The following is a 20,180-nucleotide window of genomic DNA, read 5'->3' on the forward strand; positions in this document are numbered from 1 at the left end:
ATTGGTGCATAGTTCTTAAATCACCCGGATATCGGGGGCGACGCGCTGGAGGTCGGCGGTGTCGGCAGCGGCCGCCTCCGCTCGTAGCATCGTGGTCATGAGCAGCGGACTGAGTGAGATGCCCGAGACAGTGATCCCCTCGGCGGCCGACGCGCGGCGGCCGGGTGTCCGGCCCCTGCGGGACCTGGTGGTGCCGGGGTGCGGACTGCACGTCGCCGCGGCCGAGCCGGAGCGGGACGGGCTGCCGCCCGCGGTCTTCGTGCACGGGCTCGGCGGCTCCACCCAGAACTGGACGCTGCTGATGGACCGGCTCGCCGGTGACGTCGACGGCCACGCGGTCGACCTGCCCGGTTTCGGGCAGTCCCCGCCGCCCGACGACGCCGACCTCTCGGTCACCGCCCATATGCGGGCCGTCGTCGACTACCTGGAACTCGCCGGGCGCGGTCCGGTGCACCTCTTCGGCAACTCGCTGGGCGGCGCGGTGGCGACCCGGCTGGCGGCGCTGCGTCCCGACCTGGTGCGGACGCTCACCCTGATCTCGCCGGCCCTGCCGGAAGTGCCGCCGCAGCGCACCGCGCTGCCGACCGGGCTGCTGGCGATGCCCGGCGTCCCGGCCGTCTTCGGCCGGCTGACCCGGGGGCAGCCGGTGGAGCGGCAGACCGAGGCCGTGCTCGACCTCTGCTACGGCGACCCCGGCCTGATCGACGCGGAGCGGCGGCAGCAGCTGGCGGACGAGTACCAGCGCCGGATGGCGCTGCCGTACTCCATGGACGTGCTGGCCAGGACCGCGCGCGGGATCGTCAGGGCCTACACCGAGCGCGGGCCGCAGGCGCTGTGGCGGCAGGCCGAGCAGGTCGCCGTACCGGTGCTGCTGGTGTACGGGCTGCGGGACAAGCTGGTGTCCTACCGGATGGCCAGGCGGGCCGGGCTCGCCTTCCGGGACTCGCGGCTGCTGGTGCTGCCGGAGGCCGGGCACGTGGCGATGATGGAGTACCCCGAGCTGGTGGCGGCGCAGTTCCGGGAGCTGCTGGCGGGGGTGGCCAAGGCCTGAGGCCCCAGGCCCGGCTCCGGCCGGGTTCGCAGGACGGGCAAGCACAACGCCGCAGCAAGCCGGGGGTTTCGGGGGTTCACTCCTTCGGGTGGCATGCGGCCGGATGGTCGAGTGGGTGTCAGTCCCTGCACGTAGTTTCGTCCCGTCGGGCCGAACAGACGTCGGGGGAGTGCCGGTCGAAAGCGACCGCCACACAGTGATCGTCGGCTCCGCCCCACCCACCACCGTCCTGCGGCTCCTGGAGGTCTCCATGCGCGTTGCCCTGCTCACCGAGAGTGGCTTCCCGACTGCCGAGAGTGCCGAAGGCGGCTGGTGCGACCGGCTCACCCGAGGCCTTCCCGAGCACGAGTTCGAGATGTACGCGCTGGGGGCCTCCCGGCGGGAAGCCCGGCCCGAACCGCTGCCGGCCCGGATCTCCGCCCTGCTGCCCAGCACCCCGGTCGCCGCGGTGCTGCACGGACGGGCCCGCCGCCGCGCGCGCTGCGGGCCTATCGGGCGCTGGTCCGCTCGCTGGTGGTGCCGGGGGCGGCGACCGAGTTCGGCCCGGCCCTCTACGCGCTGGCCGACGCCGGCCGCGGCGGCGGCCTGCCGGCGCTGCTGCGCTCGGGCGCCGCGTTACGGGTGCTGGAGAGCACCTGGCAGGCGCCCGGGGCGATCGGCGCCCCCGGCTCGGGTGCGGCGGTGGAGCCGCAGGTCAGGGACGTCCTGGTGGCGGCCGATCTGCTGGCCCAGCAGCTTCGGGCGCTGTCCGCGCCCTGGTACGGCGCCGAGCAGCAGCCCACCAGGGAACGTCGGTGGTCGGCGGTCCGGCTGCCGGGGCGGGCCGCCGCCCCGGCCGGCCTCGGCGCGGCCGACATCTGCCACGCCGTCGGCGGGGGCCCGGCGGCGCTGCCGGGGCTGCTCGCGAAGCACTTCTACGGAATACCCCTGGTCATCACCGAACACAGCCTCCACCTGCGGGAACGCGCCCGCGGCTACCGGGACGCGCCGTACCGGCGGCCGGTCCGCGCGCGCTGCTGCTCACCTTCTTCCGGCTGCTGGCCCGCGAGGCCTACCAGCAGGCCGGGCTGATCACCCCCGGCAGCTCCTACGACCAGCGCTGGCAGATCCACTGCGGCGCGGATCCGGCCACGGTACGGGTGGTCTACGAAGGCGCCGAGCACGCCGACCGCCCCGCGGCCGGGGCCGAGCCCGCCGTCCCCACCCTGGTCTGGACCGGGCCGATCGAGCCGCACAGCGGCCTGGAGACCATGCTGCGGGCCCTCGCCGAGCTGCGGGAGACCCGGCACTCGGTCCTGCTCCGGGTGCACGGCACCGCCCCGGCCGGCGCCGAGGGCTACCTCCGGCACTGCCGTGAGCTGGTCGGGAAGCTGTTCCCGGAGGAGCCGGAGGCCGTGGTCTTCGAACCGGCCGACGAGCGGCTCGGTGCGGTCCACGATCGCGGCAGCGTGATCGTCTTCTCCGGCACCCAGGGGGCCCGGCCCCGGCTGGTCGCCGAGGCGATGCTCAGCGGACGCCCGGTCGTCACCACCGACGTCGGCGCGGCCAGGGAGGTGGTCGGCCCGACCGGGCTGCTGGTCCCGGCCGACGATCCGCGGGCGCTGGCCACGGCCTGCGCCGCACTGCTCGGGGACGACGAGCGGCGGGCCAGGCTGGGCAACGCCGGACGGCTCCGGGCCCGCGAGCTGTACGCGGTGGAGCCTTCCGCCACCGCCTTCCGGGGGCTCTACCTGGAGCTGGTCTCCCGCTGGCCGCAGTCGGAGGTCGCCCAGGGCTCGCCCGCCGCGCGGCGTCCCTTCGGCCGCACGGCCGAGGCCTGGGTGGCGGCCGAGAGCCGGCTGGCGGCGGAGACCCGGGTCGCGCCGGAGGCGCGGGTGGCGGCGGACGCCCGGGCGGTGCTGGAAACCCGGGTGGAGCCCGCCGCCGAGCCGCCCCGCCGGGCACCCGGACGGCTCGCCGACCTGCACCGCACCGCCGCCCCGGCGCGCGCGGAGGCCAGGACCGCCGTCCCGGTCGGGGCCGGGGCCGAAGAGGCGGGCACCGGATGAGCGGACCCCGCGGCGCAGCCCCGTCCGCCCCCGCCGCGGGTCAGCCGCCGCCGACCGCGGACCCGGTGCACGACCTGTTGATCCGTCACCTCCCGCTGTGCGAGGCCGCGGTACACCCCTTGGAGATCGCGGCCGAGCTGGAGGCGTACGGGATAGGGCCCGGCACGGCCGGGCGCTACCGGCACGCCGATGTGTTCTCGCTGGCCGAGGAGCTCTACGCCCGGGTGCCGCGCCGCTCCTCCGGGCTGCGGACGCCGTCGGTGGAGAGCCCCTGGCGGCGGCGGGCCGCCCCGGCGCTGGCTGTCGCGCTGCTCTATCTGCTGCCCTGCGCCGCGCTGTGGCTGGCCCGGGCCACCGGCGGCGAGCAGCGCGGGATCGGGGTCTGCCTGACCGTGGTCGGGCTGCTGGCCCTGGTCGCGGCCGGCACCTCGGGCCGGGAGCACCCGTTCCGGGCCAGGTTCGGCTTCGCCCTGGGCCTGGCCGCGCTGCTCGGGCTGAGCGTGACCGGCGGCGCCAGCCTGCCCGTCGCCGCCGCGCTGGCCTGCGCGATCGGTCCGGCCGACTGGTGCGCCCGCTGGTTCCGGCACATCGGCTGGGGCCATCTCGGCGCGGCCCGCTCACAGGCCGAGTTCCGAGAACGGATGCGGCCGGTGCTCCCGGTCGCCGTCGCCCTGCAGCTCACCGCCCTGTCCGCGCTGACCTTCGGCGCACTGGCGCTCCAGCGCGAGCGCGCGGCGCCGACGGCGGCCTGGCCGCGGCGGTGGTCGGCGCGGACGGCACCGCCTGGGCCGCCCAGGAGTGCACCGGGGTGGTGCTGCTGCTGGTGCTGCTGCTCTGGCGCTGCGGACGGCACCAGGACGCGCTGGCCGCGATGCTCTGCGCGCTGGCCGCGGTGGGGGTGGCGGCGGCCGCGGTCGGGGCGGTCGCGCCCTGGCAGCTGCCGACCGCGGCCCCGGGCAGCCCGGCGCCCGCGGTCTTCAGCAGCGCCCTGCTCTGGGGCTTCGGCGCCACGGCCGCGCTGCTGCTGCCCTACGCCTGGGTGGTGCTGCGCCGCCCCGAGTCGCACCGGGGCACCCCTCTCGACTGACCCCCCTTCAGTTCCACGTATCCCGACTCTTCCCACATTCTGCAGATCGCGGACCCTTCGGGGCCCGCTCAAGGAAGGACCGCACCATGAGGGTGCTGCTGCTGGGCGCCGATGGATTCATCGGCCGCCGCGTCGCCGACCGCCTTTTCGCCGACCCCGAGTTGCAGGTGACCGTGCTGGGCCGGCGGGATTCCGCCGACATCCGCTTCGACCTCGCCGCCGGCAGCCCCGGCGCGCTGGCCCGGTTCCTGGACGCGGTGATGCCGCGGGTGGTGGTGAACTGCGCCGGGGCCACCTACGGCAGCCCGCGCGACCTGGTCCGGGCCAACACCCAGGCCGTGGCCACCGTCTGCGAGGCGATCCGGCGCAGCCACGACCCGGCCAGGCTGGTCCATGTCGGCTCGGCCGCGGAGTACGGCCCGGTGCCGATCGGCACCTCCACCGCGGAGGGGGCGGAACCCCGTCCGCTCGGCCCCTACGGCGTCACCAAGCTCGCCGGGACGGAGCTGGCGCTTTCCTCAGGGCTTGACGCGGTGGTGCTGCGGATCTTCGACGCGGTCGGCCCGGGAGTGCCCGCCGGATCGCTGTTCGGACGGCTCTCGGAGAGCCTGCGCCGGGCGCTGGAGCGGGGCGAGCCACAGGTCCGCTCGGCGGACCTGTCCGCCTTCCGCGACTTCGTGGACGTCCGCGACGTGGCCAGGGCGGTGCAGGCGGCGGCGGTGTCGGCGGCCACCGGGGTGATCAACATCGGCGGCGGCAACGGCGTCAGGATGCGGGACGCGGCGCATCTGCTGGTCCGCGCCTCCGGCTTCGACGGACGGCTGATGGAGGAGACCCGCAGCCCGATCCCCGGCGCGGACGGCGGGACCGAGCGCCCCGGCGAGGTGCTGTGGCGGCAGGCGGACATCCGCACCGCGCGCGAGCGGCTCGGCTGGCGTCCCCGGGTGCCGCTGGAGGAGTCGCTCGCGGACATCTGGATGGAGACCGCCTGCCGGGTGTGACCTGTGGTTCCCAAGGTGCCCGCCCGTCTCAGGCCCTGTCTCGTACCTCGGACCAGGGGTCTGGAATAGCGGCGGGCGTGGCACTGTTGGCGGGAGAACCGTACAGAAACCCGATCACCGGAGTCCCCCGTGTCGCTGCCACCCCTGGTCGAGCCGGCCGCTGAGCTCACCGTGGACGAGGTCCGCAGGTACTCCCGCCACCTGATCATCCCCGATGTCGGGATGGACGGGCAGAAGCGGTTGAAGAACGCCAAGGTGCTCTGTGTGGGCGCCGGCGGCCTCGGCTCTCCCGCGCTGATGTACCTCGCCGCGGCGGGCGTCGGCACCCTCGGCATCGTCGAGTTCGACACTGTCGACGAGTCCAACCTCCAGCGTCAGATCATCCACGGCCAGTCCGACATCGACCGGTCCAAGGCCGAGTCCGCGCGGGACTCGGTCAAGGAGATCAACCCCTACGTCAACGTCGTCCTGCACGAGACCCGCCTGGACGTGGACAACGTCAAGGAGATCTTCGCCCAGTACGACCTGATCGTCGACGGCACCGACAACTTCGCCACCCGCTACCTGGTGAACGACGCCGCGGTGCTGCTCGGCAAGCCCTACGTCTGGGGCTCGATCTACCGCTTCGACGGCCAGGCCAGCGTGTTCTGGGCCGAGCACGGCCCCTGCTACCGCTGCCTCTACCCCGAGGCCCCGCCGGCCGGCATGGTCCCCTCCTGCGCGGAGGGCGGCGTGCTCGGCGTGCTGTGCGCCTCGATCGGCTCGATCCAGGTCACCGAGGCGATCAAGCTGCTGGCCGGGATCGGCGAGCCGCTGGTCGGCCGACTGATGATCTACGACGCCCTGGAGATGCAGTACCGCCAGGTCAAGGTCCGCAAGGACCCCGACTGCGCGCTCTGCGGCGAGAACCCGACGGTCACCGACCTGATCGACTACGAGGCCTTCTGCGGCGTCGTCAGCGACGAGGCCCAGGCCGCGGCCGTCGGCTCCACCATCACGCCCAAGCAGCTCAAGCAGTGGCAGGACGACAACGAGGACATCTTCCTCATCGACGTCCGCGAGCCCGGCGAGTACGAGATCGTCAACATCCCGGGCGCGACCCTGATCCCCAAGGGTGAGTTCCTGATGGGCAACGCCCTGGAGCGGATGCCCCAGGACAGGAAGATCGTGCTGCACTGCAAGACCGGCGTCCGCTCGGCCGAGGTGCTGGCCGTGCTGCACGCGGCCGGCTTCGCCGACTCGGTGCACGTCGGAGGCGGGGTCATCGGCTGGGTCAACCAGATCGAGCCCGCCAAGCCCACGTACTAGGTCTCGTTCGGCAGGCAGAAGGCCCCCGCACCGGTTTCGGTGCGGGGGCCTTCTCGATCTCGCTACAGGGCCTGTTTGCGCTGGAGGTAGGTGAAGGAGATCCAGCCCGGCAGCACCGGCAGCCAGAAGGTCAGCACCCGGAAGACCAGCACCGCCGGGGTGGCCACCGCCAGCGGCAGCCCGAAGCCGGTGAGCAGACCGGTCAGCGCCAGCTCGATCGGACCGATGCCGCCCGGCACCGGGACGGCCGATCCGGCCGCGTTGCCGGCCAGGTAGACCACCGCGACGGTGGCGAAGGGCAGCGAGCCGCCGAAGGCGCGGATGCTGGCGTCCAGGCAGGCCACGAAGGCGAGCGAGACCAGCACGATCCCGCCGAAGCCGGTGAGCAGCTTCACGGGGGAGCGCAGCAGGTCCAGCATCCGCGGCACCACGCCCAGGAACAGGCTGCGCACATGCGAGGTGAGCCAGCGCCGCAGCGGCGGGATCGCCGCCGCCACCAGGATCAGCACGGCCGCTATCAGCAGCCCGGCGATGACGCTCCGGGACGAGGGGATGTCGGAGCTCTGGCCGGTCCCGGCGATGAAGCCGAAGCCCAGCAGCAGCACGATGTGCATCCCCAGCCCGACCAGCTGCGACGCCCCACGCTGGCCACGGCCTGGCCGGAACGGATGCCGGCCCGCTGCAGGAAGCGGGCGTTCAGCGCCACCCCGCCGACCGCGGCCGGCGCCACCAGCTTGACGAAGGATCCCGCCACCTGGGCCATGAAGGTGCGCCAGAACGGCAGTTGCTCCGGCACGAAGCCGGCCAGGCTCATCGAGGCGCCGACATAGCTGAGCACCGAGGCCACCAGGGCGATCAGCACCCAGAGGTAGTCGGCGTGGGAGAGCGCGGTGACCGGGTTGTTGGCGATCAGCTGGCCCAGCAGCAGATACGCGGCAAAGGCCCCGGCGATCATGGTGATCAGGGTCTTCGGCTTGAGCCGCTGCAGCCTGGCCGGGTGGACCGGGGCCTCCGGGACCACCTCCAGGATCTGCTCGCGGATCTGCGCCAGGAAGTCCTCGGCGTCCGGGACGGAGCTCAGCGCCTCCTCGACCTTGACCCCGGAGCGGATCTGCTCCTCCCGGGCGGCGGAGACCTCGGCCTTGCGGTCGCGGTTGTGGTGCTTGAGCGCGATCCGGGTGGAGCGGTGCAGCCCGACCGGTTGCAGCAGCGGCAGCGCGCTGGCGGTCCGGGCCGACCCGAGGGCGGCGTTGGCCGAGGCGACGGCCCGCTCGGGGCCGACCCGCAGCGCCAGCGTGGTCAGCATCTGCGCCAGGTCCATGCGCAGCGTGAGCTCGCCGGAGGCGATGTCGCCGCCGGCCAGGTTGATCAGGCAGATGCTGCCGTTCCTGGTGACCAGCAGGGATTCGGCGGTGAGCCTGCGGTGCGCGATCCGGCGGTCGTGCAGCGCCTTGACCGAGGCCCAGGCGTCGGCGAGGACCGGGTCGGTCAGCTCGGCGTCCGCGGCGTGGTCGAAGGAGTGGCCCTCGACCCGTTCGTAGACCAGGATCACCGCGTCCGGGCCCAGCTCGGAGGTGGCGATCAGCTTGGGGGAGTGCGCGCCCGCGGCGTTGGCCGCGTAGGCGATCAGCGCCTCCTGTTCCAGGGCCTGGCGCAGCGACTGCGGGCTGGAGCGCACCGCGACGGTACGCAGCTGCAGCCGCCGCCACAGCCGGTAGAAGAAGCCGGAGGCCTGCTGCTCCCGGTCGATCACATGGACGTCGAGCGGCGAGGCCGAGTCCTGGATCACCAGGTAGCGGCGGGTGCCCTCGGGGCCGTCCGAGGAGCGGTGCGCGCTGAGCGGTGCGAAGCCGACCTTCCGCAGCCCCGCCAGCAGGTGCTCGCCGGTCGGGCGGACGTTGGGGGTGCCGACCGCGTACAGGGTGCCGTAGGCGACGGTGAGGCCGAGCAGGATCGTTGCTGCAATGGAGAGCGGTGTGGTGTGCCCGCTGATCAGCTCGGAGAGGCTGTCCAGCAGCACCACGCCCCACAGCGCCACCCGCCAGCGCGGGCGGCTGGCCATGCCCACCGCGGTCATATAGGCGATGACCGGGGTCAGGTAGCCGTGCACCGGGTCGGTGACCGAGGTGGTGCCGGTGATCGGCACGGTCAGCGCCGCCGTGATCGACTCGGGGGCGGACTTCACCACCCAGAGGTCGACCGCCAGCGAGATGCCGTGGGCCAGGACCGCCGCGAGCACCCCGTCCGCGACCCGTAGGCCGTCCCGCTTGATCAGCCGCTCCACGGCGAAGGCGAGCGGCACGATCAGCACCGCGGCGGTGGAGACCACCCCGGTGAGGGTGGTCAGGAAGTCGGGGACCTTGGTGACGCCGCTGGCGATGTCGAGCTGCAGGCCGCTGGTGGTGGAGGTGGCGATATTGGCGAGCACGAAGACCGCGGCGACGCCGAGGATGCCGAGCAGGAAGCGGATCAGGTCGGCCGGGCGGTGCACCCGGGCGGCCAGCAGCGGCTCGTCCACGGAGATGATGTGCGAACCCGCCCGGGTCTCCGCCGAGACGGTGGCGCAGGGCTGCTTGACCAGGTCGACGGCGGGCGGAGGCTCGGGCTCGGAAACGGCCGCCGGCTCGGGAACGGCCGCGTGCTCGGGGGCGACCTCGGGGAGGGCCTGGACCTCGGGGAGGGCCTGGGTGAGGGCCTCCGGGGCGGTCTCGGCGCTGAGCGCGGCGGTGGCCTCGCCGTTGAGACGCTGCAGGCTGTCGTCGGGCACGGCTCCGGAGGCGTCCGCTGCCTGGTCGGCGCTCGCGCTTGATCCGGTCATCTGAAGTGTGTGCCTTCTGGTTGCCTGTCACCGACCCTTCAAGGGTGGCATGGGTGGGGGACGCGCGTCGGACCGCGGTCCTCCTGTGGTGCGGTCCTCCTGTGGGAGATGTTCCTGTGCGGGCCCTGGCCGGATGCTACATTCCTCCGCCCGGGTGAGCGAGGAGGTTCCTGGACCGCGCCGCCCGGACGTGTCGGCCCTCGGGGCCCGGTCCGGCCGCCGGTGTCAGTGGGGTGGGACACAATCTGTCGGGTGAGTGATGACGACGGGTCGGATGTGGAACCGGGCGAGCTGCCGCCGTTCGCCGAGCGGGTGCTGGAGCTGATCGAGCGGATTCCGGCCGGGCGGGTGATGACCTACGGTGACGTCGCCGAGTTCCTGGAAGAGGGAGGACCGCGCCAGGTCGGCCGGGTGCTGGCGCTCTACGGCGCGGCCGTGCCCTGGTGGCGGGTGGTGCGGGCGGACGGCGCGCTGCTGCCGGGCCATGAGCTGCGGGCGATGGAGCAGTACCGGGTGGAGGGCACCCCGTTGCGCAGCGTGCGCGGCCGGGGCCCGGCCCGGGGCTCGGCGGCGGCCGGGGACCTGCCCCGGGTGGACCTGTCCAGCGCCCGCTGGGACGGCCGGTGACGGGGCCGGGGGGATTCCAGGGAACCGGGGACAGCAGGGGGAATGACGGGGGAGGATCGTAGGCTCGCGGTAGCGGGAGGCACCTGAGATCCCGTTCACCCCCTGCGTGTCCCCCTGCACCTCCCCTGGACCGGCCCCATGACCTCGCAGCCCGCCACCACCGTGCGCGGGGGCGCGTACCGTTTGGTGCGCGACCCGCTCGCGACTCCAGCGCCCCCCGTGCTTGACGCCTTTCAGCAGGCTGTCGTGGACCATCGGGGCGGCCCGCTACTGGTCCTGGCCGGACCTGGCACCGGCAAGACCACCACGCTGGTGGAGGCGGTCACCCGGCGGATCGCCGAGGGGGTGGCGCCGGAGGAGATCCTGGTGCTGACCTTCAGCCGCAAGGCAGCCGTGGAGCTGCGGGACCGGATGACCGCGCGCAGTGGGGCCGGCGCCGGGGAGGCCGGCGGCGGAGGCGGCGTGCCGCAGGCCACCACTTTTCACTCCTTCTGCTACGCCCTGGTCCGGGCCCACCAGGACGCCGAGCTGTTCGCCGACCCGATCCGGCTGCTCTCAGGGCCCGAGCAGGACGTCATGGTCCGCGAGCTGCTGGCCGGCGGCGCGGAGGACGCCCGCGAGGGCCACGGGATCCGCTGGCCGGACGAGCTGCGGGCCTGCCTGACCACCCGCGGCTTCGCCGACGAGGTGCGTGCGGTGCTGGCCCGGGCCCGTGAGCTGGGCCTCGGCGAGGACGCGCTGCGCCGCTTCGCCGAGGGCGTCGGCCGCCCCGACTGGTACGCCGCCGCCGACTTCCTGGCCCAGTACCTGGACGTCCTGGACGCCCAGGGCGTGCTGGACTACTCCGAGCTGGTGCACCGCGCGGTGCTGCTGGCCGAGCGCCCCGAGGTCCGCGAGCAGCTGCGCCGGCAGTACCGGGTGGTCTATGTCGACGAGTACCAGGACACCGACCCGGCCCAGGTCAGGCTGCTGCACGCGCTGGCAGGGGACGGCCGGGAGCTGGTCGCGGTCGGCGACCCGGACCAGTCGATCTACGCCTTCCGCGGCGCCGACATCAACGGCATCCTCGACTTCCCCCAGGACTTCCCGCAGGCGGACGGCCGTCCGGCGGAGATCCGGGTGCTGCGGGTGTCCCGCCGCTCCGGCGGGCTGCTGCTGGCGGCGACCCGCACGGTGACCCGGCGGATGCCGATGGGACGGCTCCCGGCCGCCGCGCTGGAGCAGCACCGCCGGCTGATCCCGTCCCGCGAGGGAGGCCGCGTCGAGGTGTACACCTATCCGACGCCCGGGTCCGAGATCGACAACATCGCCGACCTGCTGCGCCGCGCCCATCTGGAGGAGGGGGTGCCCTGGAGCGAGATGGCGGTGCTGGTCCGGGCCGGCGGCCGCTCCATCCCCGGCTTCCGGCGGGCGCTGAGCTCGGCCGGGGTGCCGCTGGAGATCGACGGGGACGACCTCCCGCTGCATGCCGAACCGGCGGTCGCGCCGCTGCTGGCCGCGCTCCGGGTGTGCGCGATCGGCGCGGTGCGGGAGCGCAGCCGGGCCGACGGCGCCGACCACCCGTACCAGGAGGACCCGCTGACCACCGAGGTCGCGCACACCCTGCTCACCGGCCCGCTCGGCGGTCTGGACGGCGCCGACCTGCGCCGGCTCGGCCGGGCCCTGCGCGAGGAGGAGCGGGCCGCGCTGCGCCCGGCCGCCGAGGGCGCCGAGGCCGCTCAGGCCGCTCTGGCCGCCGAGGGCGCGGCCGAGGGCGACGTCGCGGCGGAGGCCGTGCCCCGTACCGTCCGGCCCGGCGAGGTGCTGATCCGGGAGGCGCTGGCGGAGCCGGAGCGACTGGTCACCCTGGACCGCTCCTTCGCCGGACGCGCGCTGCAGCTGGGCCAGCTGCTGCGCAAGGTCCGGGAGATGATCGCCGGCGGCGCCTCCGCCGAGGACGCGCTCTGGGCGCTCTGGGACGGCTCCGAACGCTGGCGCCGCCGGCTGGAGACCGCCGCGCTGCGTCCCGGCACCGGCGGCCGCAACGCGGACCGGGACCTGGATGCGGTCTGCGCCCTGTTCGAAACGGCGGCCCGGGCCGAGGAGCGGGTGACCGGGGCCCGCGGCGCGCTCAACTTCCTGGCCGAGCTGGAGCAGCAGGACATCGCCGCGGACACCCTCTCCGGACGCACGGTCCGCCCGGACGCGGTGCGGCTGCTCACCGCGCACCGCTCCAAGGGCCTGGAGTGGAGGGTGGTCGTGGTGGCCGGGGTGCAGGAGGGGCTGTGGCCCGACCTGCGCCGCCGCGGCTCGCTGCTGGAGGCGGACCGGATCGGCCGGGACGGCCTGGCCGAGCCGCTCAGCCCCGGCGCGCTGCTGGGGGAGGAGCGGCGGCTGTTCTATGTCGCGGCGACCCGGGCCAAGGAGCGGCTGATCGTCACCGCGGTGAAGGCTCCGGCCGAGGACGGCGACGAGCCCTCCCGCTTCCTGCGCGAGCTCTACCGGGAGGACAAGGACGGCCACCGGATCCCCGAGGTGGTGGTCGAGGACGTGACCCACCGCCCGCGCCGCCCGCTGGCCGTCGCCGCCCTGGTCGCCGAGCTGCGGGCGGTCACCGTGGACCCGGCGCGGACCCCGGAGCTGCGCGAGGCCGCGGCCGAGCGACTGGTCCGGCTGGCGGCGCTGAGCGACGACGACGGCTTCCCGCTGGTGCCGTCGGCGCATCCGCGGCGCTGGTGGGGGATGTCCGACCCGACCGAGAACGCCGTCCCGGTCCGCGACCCGGAGCAGCCGCTGCAGCTGTCGGGGAGTGCGCTGGAGTCGGTCAACTCCTGCGGCCTGCAGTGGTTCCTCGGCCGCGAGGTGCACGCCGAGCAGGCCTCCAGCGGGGCGCAGGGCTTCGGCAATGTGGTGCACGTGCTGGCCGAGGAGGTCGGCTCCGGGCGCACCCCGGCCGATCTGGGGGTGCTGATGGAGCGCCTGGACACGGTCTGGGACGCGCTGGCCTTCGACGCCCCGTGGAAGTCCGAGCAGGAGAAGGGCGAGGCCAGGGCCGCCCTGGAGCGCTTTCTGACCTGGCACGCGAGCGAGCGCGGACGGGTGCCGGCGGCCACCGAGCACCCCTTCGAGGTGGAGCTGAAGGTCGGCGACCACCTGGTCAGGATCCGCGGCAGCATGGACCGGGTGGAGCGGGACACCGCGACCGGAGCGGCCTTCGTGGTCGACTTCAAGACCGGCAAGCGGGTGGTCTCCGGACCCGACCTGCTGACGCACCCTCAGCTGGGGGTGTATCAGCTGGCGGTGGCCGAGGGCGCGGTGGACGAGCTGGAGGCCTTCGCGGGCGAGCGCCCCGAGCCGGGCGGCGCGGAGCTGGTGCAGCTGCGGCAGATCGCCGGCAAGGGCAGCGAGGATCGGCCCAAGGTCCAGCCCCAGCCCTCGCTGCGGGAGGACCCGGCCTGGATCGAGGGACTGCTCGCCGAGGCCGCCGACCGGATCGTCAATGAGCGCTTCACCCCGACCGTCGGCCCCGGCTGCGACCACTGCTCCTTCCGCCGCAGCTGTACAGGGCATGCCGAGGGCCGCCAGGTCGTGGACTGAGCGGTAGCGGTGGATTGCCTGTCGGTTCCCTGTGCCACCATGTGCATCTCGTGCGAACAAATGTGCGCACGTCATGGGGATGGGAACGATCTGATGAATGCCACTCGGCGGGCGGCCTCCGCCGCGCTCCTGTGCGCCGCACTCACGCTCGGAGTCACGGCCTGCGGCAGCAGCACCGCGAAAACCGCTGCGGCTGACCCGGCGCTGCAGACCGGAGCAGCTGCTCCGAGCACCGCACCGGCAGCGACGTCGGCACCGGCCGCGGCGGTGAGCGCGGACGCGCTGGCGGTCAAGGCCGCCGCCGATCTGCGCGCCGCCGCCTCAGTCCACATGACGGGTAAGGGCAAGGACTCGGGATCGACCGTCCGCTTCGATCTCTACCTGGTTCCCGGACACGGCTGCAAGGGGACCATATCCATGGGCGGCAAGGGCTCCCTCGAGCTGGTGCTGATCGGGAAGAAGGTCTGGGTCAAACCTGACACGGCGTTCTGGCATTCCGCCGGAGGCAACGACCCGGCCGTGCTGAATCACCTCGTCGGCAAGTACCTGGCCAGCACTGCCGCCAGCAAGGGCCTGGGTTCCAGCTTCTCGGACATGTGCGACGTCACCGGCAGCAAGGGCCCGTTCAGTGTGGACGGCCTGACCGGTCTGACCCGAAGCGCCGGGACCCTGCACGGCAAGAAGGTGGTCAAGCTCCACAGCGCCGCCGACTCAGTGACCATGATCGTCTCCGACGCCGCCAAACCGCAGATCCTGCAGGTCGTCACCACCGGCAGCGACGCCAGCACGCTCGACTTCTCCGCCTACAACGCCAAGGTCACCCTGACCGCGCCGCCCAAGAGCCAGACCCTGGACGCGGCCAAGTACGGCATGTGACGCCCTGCGGCGGCGCGGCTGTCGGTGCCGCCCGCTAGCGTTCCTGGGGTGAGCCCTGCCATCACCCACCCCGACCAGCTCAAGCTGCTCCTCGGTATCCCCTTCACCGCGGAGCAGCTCGGCGCGATCACCGCGCCGCTGGCGCCCGCGGTGATCGTGGCCGGGGCGGGTTCCGGCAAGACCACGGTGATGGCGGCCCGGGTGGTCTGGCTGGTCGGCACCGGGCAGGTGCGTCCGGAGCAGGTGCTGGGGCTGACCTTCACCAACAAGGCGGCCGGCGAGCTGGCCGAGCGGGTGCGCCGGGCGCTGGTGCAGGCCGGGGTGGTCGACCTGGATCCGCTGACCGCCGAGGACGTCCTCGGCGAGCCGGAGATCTCCACGTACCACGCCTTCGCCGGGCGGCTGCTCAAGGACCACGGCCTGCGGATCGGCCTGGAGCCGGATGTCCGGCTGCTCGCCGACGCCACCCGCTTCCAGCTCGCGGCCCGGGTGCTGCGCGCGGCCCCCGGCCCGTATCCGGCGCTGACCAGCGGTTTCTCCACGCTGATCGCCGAGCTGCTGACCCTGGACGGCGAACTGGCCGAGCACCTGGTCGACCCGGACCGGCTGCAGGCCTACGACACCGCGCTGATCGCCGACCTGGCCCGGGCGAAGCTCAGCAATGACGAGCTGCGCAAGGTCCCGCAGGCCGCCGCCGCCCGTCTTGAGCTCGCCGACCTGGTCCGCCGCTACCGCCGCCGCAAGCAGGAGGCCGGGCTGATGGACTTCGGCGACCAGATCGCCGCCTGCGCCCGGCTGGCCCAGGGCAGCCCCGAGGTCGGCCGGCTGCTCCGGGAGCAGTTCCGGGTGGTGCTGCTGGACGAGTACCAGGACACCTCGGTCGCCCAGCGGCTGCTGCTCGCGGGTCTCTTCGGTAAAAGCGAGCACAACCCCGGCGGCCACCCGGTCACCGCGGTCGGCGACCCCTGCCAGGCGATCTACGGCTGGCGCGGCGCCTCCGTGGCCAACCTGGACGACTTCCCCCGGCACTTCCCGGCCGCCGACGGCAGCCCCGCCGCCCGCTACTCGCTCAGCGAGAACCGCCGCAGCGGGGGCAGGCTGCTGGAGTTCGCCAACACCGTGGCCGAGCCGCTGCGGGCGATGCACGAGGGCGTGGAGGCGCTGCGCCCCGCCCCGGGCGCGGAGCGGGACGGCTTTCTGCGCTGTGCCCTGCTGGACACTTACGACCAGGAGGTGGTCTGGCTCGCCGACTCCATCGCGCACCTGGTCCACCAGGGCGGGGTGGCGCCGGGCCGGATCGCGGTGCTCTGCCGGGCCGGGCGCGAGCTGTTCCCCGACATCCACGCCGCGCTGGTGGCCCGGGACGTCCCGGTGGAGGTGGTCGGCCTGTCCGGGCTGCTCAACCTGCCCGAGGTCGCCGACCTGGTCTCCACCTGCGAGGTGCTGCAGGATCCGACCGCCAACGCGGCGCTGGTCCGGCTGCTGGTGGGCCCGCGCTGGCGGATCGGCCCGCGCGACCTGGCGCTGCTGGGCCGCCGCGCCGCCGACCTGGTCCGGGTCGGCCGCGGCGGCGAGGGCCAGGACCGGCTGGCCGGGGCGGTCCAGGGCACCGACCCGACCGAGGTGGTCTCGCTCGCCGACGCCCTGGAGACCTTCCTGTACCCGGACCAGGCCGGCGGCCCCGGCCTGCCCTTCTCGGACGAGGCCAGGGCCCGCTTCGCCCAGCTCGCCGCGGAGATACGCGAGCTGCGCCGGGCCCTGGCCGAACCGCTGATGGACGTGCTGCACCGGGTGCTGGCCGTCACCGGTCTCGAGGTCGAGCTCTCGGCCTCCCCGCATGCGCTGGCCGCGCGGCGCAAGGAGACCCTGCATGCCTTCCTCGATGTCGCGGCGGGCTTCGCCGACCTGGACGGCGATCCGTCGCTGTCCGCCTTCCTCGGCTTCCTGCGGGCGGCCCAGGAGTTCGACCGGGGCCTGGACAACACCCTCCCCGGCGGGGACGACACCGTGAAGGTGCTCACCGCGCACAAGTCCAAGGGCCTGGAATGGGATGTGGTCGCGGTTCCAGGGCTGGTCAAGGGGGTGTTCCCGGGCGAGAAGGGCCGCGAGCGGTGGACCAGCCGCCCCGAGGCGCTGCCGCACGAGCTGCGCGGGGACGGGGCCACCCTGCCCGGCACGCCGCCGTGGACCGGCCCGGGGATGAAGGCCTTCGCGGCCGAGATGAAGGAGCACGCCGCCACCGAGGAACGTCGGCTCGGTTATGTCGCCTTCACCCGGCCCCGCAATCTGCTGCTGGCCTCCGGGCACTGGTGGGGGCCATCGCAGAAGCGTCCGCGCGGGCCTTCGGTCTTTCTGGAGCAACTGCGCGAGTACTGCGAGAGCGGGATCGGCGGCGAGATCGAGGTCTGGGCGGACGCCCCGGAGCAGGGCGCGGAGAACCCCTCGCTGGCCCGTACCGCCGACCAGGTCTGGCCGCTGCCGCTGGACCCGGCCGCGCAGGCGGCCCGCCGCGAGGCCGGAATCCGGGTCCTCACCGGCCTCGCCGCGGCCGTGGCCGAGCCCACGTCGGGGGAGGAGCAGGAGGAGCAGGAGCCTCCGCCGGACGACCTGTGGGACGAGGGCCCCTACGACGAGGCCTTCGACGACGCCGGGCCGCAGGCAACTGCGCTGATCCCGGAGGACGCCCGCGCCGTGGCCTCCTGGGACCGTGATCTGGAGGCCCTCTCCGGCGAGCTGCTGCGGGCCCGCCGTACGGTCAGGGACGTCCCGCTGCCGGCCGCGCTGACCGCCTCGCAGGTGCTTCGGCTGGCCGCCGACCCTGAGGGCTTCGCCCGGGAGCTGGCCCGGCCGATGCCGCGTCCGCCGCAGCCGGCCGCCCGGCGCGGTACCCGCTTCCACGCCTGGGTGGAGGCCAGGTTCGAGCCGCTGATGCTGCTCGGCGAGGACGAACTGCCGGGGACGGAGGACGACGGGATCGAGGACGAACGGGATCTCGGCCGCCTCAAGGAGGCATTTCTGCGCACCCCCTACGCCACCCTCACCCCGTACCGGGTGGAGGCCCCGTTCCAGCTGCTGCTGGCCGGGCGGGTGGTGCGTGGCCGGATCGACGCGGTCTACCGCACCGGGGACGGGAGTACCGGGGAGGGCGGTTTCGAGGTGGTCGACTGGAAGACCAACCGGCAGGAGACCGCCGATCCGCTCCAGCTCGCCGTCTACCGATTGGCCTGGGCCGAGCAGGCCGGCGTGCCGCTGGAGCAGGTCTCGGCCGCTTTCCTCTATGTGCGCAGCGGGAGCATCGTGCGGCCTGAGGCACTGCCGGGACGGGAGGAACTGGAGCGACTGGTGACCGGCATTACTCCGAACGGGCAATCCATGGGTGGAGAGGCCACGCAAGATTTGTGAAAGGACTGTGCAGCATGTCCTTTTCGTGCCTAATGTGGAGTCAGTAACCAGTCAACTTCGGCCTACTGAAAGAAGTGACGTTGAGAGTTGCCGCACGGTTCGGTCGTCCGACCAGTTGGAGCCGCGTCATATGGGTGCTGCCCTTTCTGGGTATCGCGCTGGTTCTCGTATTCGACCTCTCCAGCGGCAATCCCGATGTGACCTTCGAGCCCGCACTGACCGCCGGGCCCGCGCTCGCCGCCGTCGTCACCAATCGGACCTGGTACCCGCTCGCCGTCGGCGGGGTCACCGTCGGGGCGGCCTTCGGCCTCGCCGCCTACGACCACACCCTCGGCCAGTCGGTCCACTCCGCCAGCGTCTTCGCCATCGTCCTGATCGCGGTGATCGGCGCGACCAGCGTGCTGCTGCGCAACCGCCAGCAGAAGGCCCTGGCCGACGCCCGGCTGGTCTCCGAGGTGGCCCAGCGGGTGCTGCTGCGCTCCATCCCGGCCCGGATCGGCCCGGTGCGCACGGCGGTGCACTACGCGGCCGCGGCGGCGCACGCCAGGATCGGCGGCGACCTCTACGAGGTGGTGCAGACCCGCTACGGCGTCCGTGCGGTGATCGGCGACGTGCGCGGCAAGGGCCTGGGCGCGGTGGAGACCGCCGCCGCCGTGCTCGGCGCCTTCCGTGAGGCCGCGCACCAGGAGCCGCAGCTGGACCGGGTGGCCGGCTGGCTCGCCGACAGCCTGCACCGCGCGCTGCACGAGAACGACCACGAGGGCACCGAGGAGGAGTTCGTCACCCTGGCCCTGGTCAGCGTGCGCCCGGACCGGGTGGCCGAGATCGTCAACTGCGGCCACCCCTCCCCGCTGCTGCTGCGCCGCGGCCGACCGGTGCTGGCCCTGGACCCGGCCTGGCCGGTGCCCCCGCTCGGGGTGCTGGAGCCGGACGAGGTCCGCCCGCCGGTGCTGGAGCTGCCGCTGCAGGAGGGGGACCGGATGCTGCTGTTCACCGACGGGGTGATCGAGGCCCGCGACCGCTGGGGCAGCTTCTACCCGCTGGCCGAGCGGCTGCCGGACTGCGCCACCAGCGACGATCCGGCCCAGCTGCTGGACCGGCTGCACCAGGACGTCCGCCGCCATGTCGGCCGCCAGCTCGGCGACGACGCCGCGATGCTGCTGCTCCAGTACGCGCCGCTGCTGCCGCGCCCGGCCGGGGAGGCGGCCGCCGAGCGGGCGGCGGAGCTCGGCCCGCCGCCGCCGGACCGTCCGCCGCGCCCCGACCGACCGCCGCGCAACGGCGACGGCCGGTTCGGCTTCATCGGCCATCCCCGCCGCAGCACGGTCGGCCGGCCGCACTGAAGGTCTTGGGCAAACCGGCTCAGAGGTCGACCTGCACCAGCAGCGGACGGTGGTCGGACACCCCCAGCACCGGGGTGCCGGTGCCCAGCACCGCGCTGCGCGGCACGCCGACCGCCAGCACATGGTCGAACTGCACCGAGGGGCGGTGCGCCGGGTAGGTGGGGGTCCTGGCCAGATCCCGCCAGCCCTGCAGCAGCGCCCGCCGCGGCAGCTGGGTGCGCTGCGCCGCCGGGCGCGGCCGCAGGTGCACGCCCCGGCGTGCGCGCAGCCTGCGCAGCTCGCGCCGGGCCTCGCGCGCCTCCCGTCCGTGCGGCACGCCGCGCCAGCGCTCCGGGCCGAGCCCGTCCACCAGGGCCGCCCCGCCGAGGACGGTCCGCGGCACCGGGCCGATCAGGTTGAAGTCCCCGAGCAGCAGGTACGGCGCGGGCAGGTCGGCGATCCAGCGGCGGATGCCGGCCAGCTGGCCCATGTTCCAGCCGGGCACGAACGACAGGTGCGCCGCGACCACGGTGAACGGTCCGTTCGCCCCCTCCAGCACGGCGGCGATCGCGGCCCGGGGCTCGTCCGGCACGGGGGTGAGCCCGCGGCGTCCGGCGACCTTCAGCGGCAGGCCGAACGGCGCGGGGGCGAACCGCCGGGCCCGCCAGTGCCGCACCGGCAGCCGGGTGATCAGGGCGGTGCCGTAGGAGGGCAGCGCGAGGCCGGCGTCGGCCTCGTCCGGTCCGTAGACCTGGAAGCCGGGGACGCCGGGCTCGGGGATCCAGCCCGCGCCGGGCGCAGGGCGTCCGTGCAGCGCGGCGGCGAAGCGCCAGTCGCCGGCCCCGAGCGCCTTGGCGGCGACGGCGGTCTGGTCGACCAGGCCGGAACGCTCCTGGTATCTGTCGACCTCCTGCATCGCCAGGACGTCCGCGTCGAGTGCGGCGACGGCCTCGGCGAGCGGGGCCGCCGGGTCGGCGGGATAGGGGAGCGGGCTGCCGTCCGGGCCGAGCGGCTGACCGTGCAGCAGATTGAAGGTGGCGATGCGGAGTTGGCTCACCCTCTGA

15 protein-coding genes and 1 pseudogene are annotated in these 20,180 nt (G+C 74.0%); 12 read left to right on the plus strand and 4 right to left on the minus strand.

Annotation, left to right across the window (positions count from 1 at the left end; genetic code table 11):
- Nucleotides 1–97 precede the first annotated feature (97 nt).
- The 4 genes and pseudogenes from ACXKR8_RS31970 to ACXKR8_RS31985 all read left to right on the plus strand — a co-directional run bounded on the left by ACXKR8_RS31970 (nt 98) and on the right by ACXKR8_RS31985 (nt 3,099).
- Complete coding sequence (locus ACXKR8_RS31970) at nt 98–1,051, plus strand: alpha/beta fold hydrolase (protein ID WP_458268045.1); 954 nt, start codon at nt 98–100, stop codon at nt 1,049–1,051.
- A gap of 250 nt (nt 1,052–1,301) precedes the next feature.
- Nucleotides 1,302–1,430: pseudogene (locus tag ACXKR8_RS31975) on the plus strand (DUF3492 domain-containing protein); the annotation flags it as partial.
- 134 nt (nt 1,431–1,564) lie between these two features.
- Nucleotides 1,565–2,122, plus strand: coding sequence for a DUF3492 domain-containing protein (locus ACXKR8_RS31980; protein WP_462099931.1), 558 nt, complete (start codon nt 1,565–1,567; stop codon nt 2,120–2,122).
- A 68-nt stretch (nt 2,123–2,190) separates the two neighbouring features.
- Complete coding sequence (locus tag ACXKR8_RS31985; RefSeq protein WP_462099932.1) at nt 2,191–3,099, plus strand: glycosyltransferase; 909 nt, start codon at nt 2,191–2,193, stop codon at nt 3,097–3,099.
- 313 nt (nt 3,100–3,412) lie between these two features.
- On the opposite strand, the gene ACXKR8_RS31990 is transcribed toward ACXKR8_RS31985, so the two are convergent.
- The gene (locus tag ACXKR8_RS31990; protein ID WP_462099933.1) at nt 3,413–3,688 is read right to left on the minus strand and encodes a hypothetical protein; all 276 of its coding nucleotides are present in this window, start codon (nt 3,686–3,688) and stop codon (nt 3,413–3,415) included.
- A gap of 171 nt (nt 3,689–3,859) precedes the next feature.
- Between ACXKR8_RS31990 and ACXKR8_RS31995 the strand changes: the two genes are divergently transcribed.
- The 3 genes from ACXKR8_RS31995 to moeZ all read left to right on the plus strand — a co-directional run bounded on the left by ACXKR8_RS31995 (nt 3,860) and on the right by moeZ (nt 6,495).
- Nucleotides 3,860–4,186, plus strand: a complete 327-nt coding sequence (locus ACXKR8_RS31995) for a hypothetical protein (protein WP_462099934.1) — start codon at nt 3,860–3,862, stop codon at nt 4,184–4,186.
- Nucleotides 4,187–4,272: 86 nt separating this feature from the next.
- Nucleotides 4,273–5,187, plus strand: a complete 915-nt coding sequence (locus ACXKR8_RS32000) for an NAD-dependent epimerase/dehydratase family protein (protein WP_458268048.1) — start codon at nt 4,273–4,275, stop codon at nt 5,185–5,187.
- Between the two features lie 129 nt (nt 5,188–5,316).
- Nucleotides 5,317–6,495: an adenylyltransferase/sulfurtransferase MoeZ gene (gene moeZ / locus ACXKR8_RS32005; RefSeq protein WP_458268049.1), complete on the plus strand. Its 1,179-nt coding sequence runs from the start codon at nt 5,317–5,319 to the stop codon at nt 6,493–6,495.
- Between the two features lie 62 nt (nt 6,496–6,557).
- Here the strand turns inward: moeZ and ACXKR8_RS32010 are convergent, their stop codons facing one another.
- Both ACXKR8_RS32010 and ACXKR8_RS32015 read right to left on the minus strand, forming a co-directional pair.
- Nucleotides 6,558–7,100, minus strand: a complete 543-nt coding sequence (locus tag ACXKR8_RS32010) for a lysylphosphatidylglycerol synthase transmembrane domain-containing protein (protein ID WP_462099935.1) — start codon at nt 7,098–7,100, stop codon at nt 6,558–6,560.
- Nucleotides 7,013–9,313: a lysylphosphatidylglycerol synthase domain-containing protein gene (locus tag ACXKR8_RS32015; protein WP_462099936.1), complete on the minus strand. Its 2,301-nt coding sequence runs from the start codon at nt 9,311–9,313 to the stop codon at nt 7,013–7,015. Before ACXKR8_RS32015 ends, ACXKR8_RS32010 begins: the two co-directional genes overlap by 88 nt.
- Nucleotides 9,314–9,565: 252 nt before the next feature.
- Between ACXKR8_RS32015 and ACXKR8_RS32020 the strand changes: the two genes are divergently transcribed.
- The 5 genes from ACXKR8_RS32020 (at nt 9,566) to ACXKR8_RS32040 (ending at nt 19,137) form a co-directional block, all read left to right on the plus strand.
- Nucleotides 9,566–9,940: an MGMT family protein gene (locus ACXKR8_RS32020; protein ID WP_458268051.1), complete on the plus strand. Its 375-nt coding sequence runs from the start codon at nt 9,566–9,568 to the stop codon at nt 9,938–9,940.
- A 138-nt stretch (nt 9,941–10,078) separates the two neighbouring features.
- Entirely contained in the window at nt 10,079–13,516 is a 3,438-nt protein-coding gene (locus ACXKR8_RS32025; protein WP_458268052.1) for an ATP-dependent helicase, read from the plus strand.
- A gap of 93 nt (nt 13,517–13,609) precedes the next feature.
- Nucleotides 13,610–14,392 (plus strand): hypothetical protein, encoded by a 783-nt coding sequence (locus tag ACXKR8_RS32030; RefSeq protein ID WP_458268053.1) that lies wholly within the window; start codon nt 13,610–13,612, stop codon nt 14,390–14,392.
- A 48-nt stretch (nt 14,393–14,440) separates the two neighbouring features.
- Complete coding sequence (locus tag ACXKR8_RS32035) at nt 14,441–17,794, plus strand: UvrD-helicase domain-containing protein (protein WP_458268054.1); 3,354 nt, start codon at nt 14,441–14,443, stop codon at nt 17,792–17,794.
- A 134-nt stretch (nt 17,795–17,928) separates the two neighbouring features.
- Entirely contained in the window at nt 17,929–19,137 is a 1,209-nt protein-coding gene (locus tag ACXKR8_RS32040) for a PP2C family protein-serine/threonine phosphatase (protein ID WP_458268055.1), read from the plus strand.
- Between the two features lie 19 nt (nt 19,138–19,156).
- On the opposite strand, the gene ACXKR8_RS32045 is transcribed toward ACXKR8_RS32040, so the two are convergent.
- Nucleotides 19,157–20,173: an endonuclease/exonuclease/phosphatase family protein gene (locus ACXKR8_RS32045; protein ID WP_458268056.1), complete on the minus strand. Its 1,017-nt coding sequence runs from the start codon at nt 20,171–20,173 to the stop codon at nt 19,157–19,159.
- Nucleotides 20,174–20,180: the final 7 nt, after the last annotated feature.

The sequence above is a fragment of the Streptacidiphilus sp. PAMC 29251 genome, assembly GCF_054208735.2.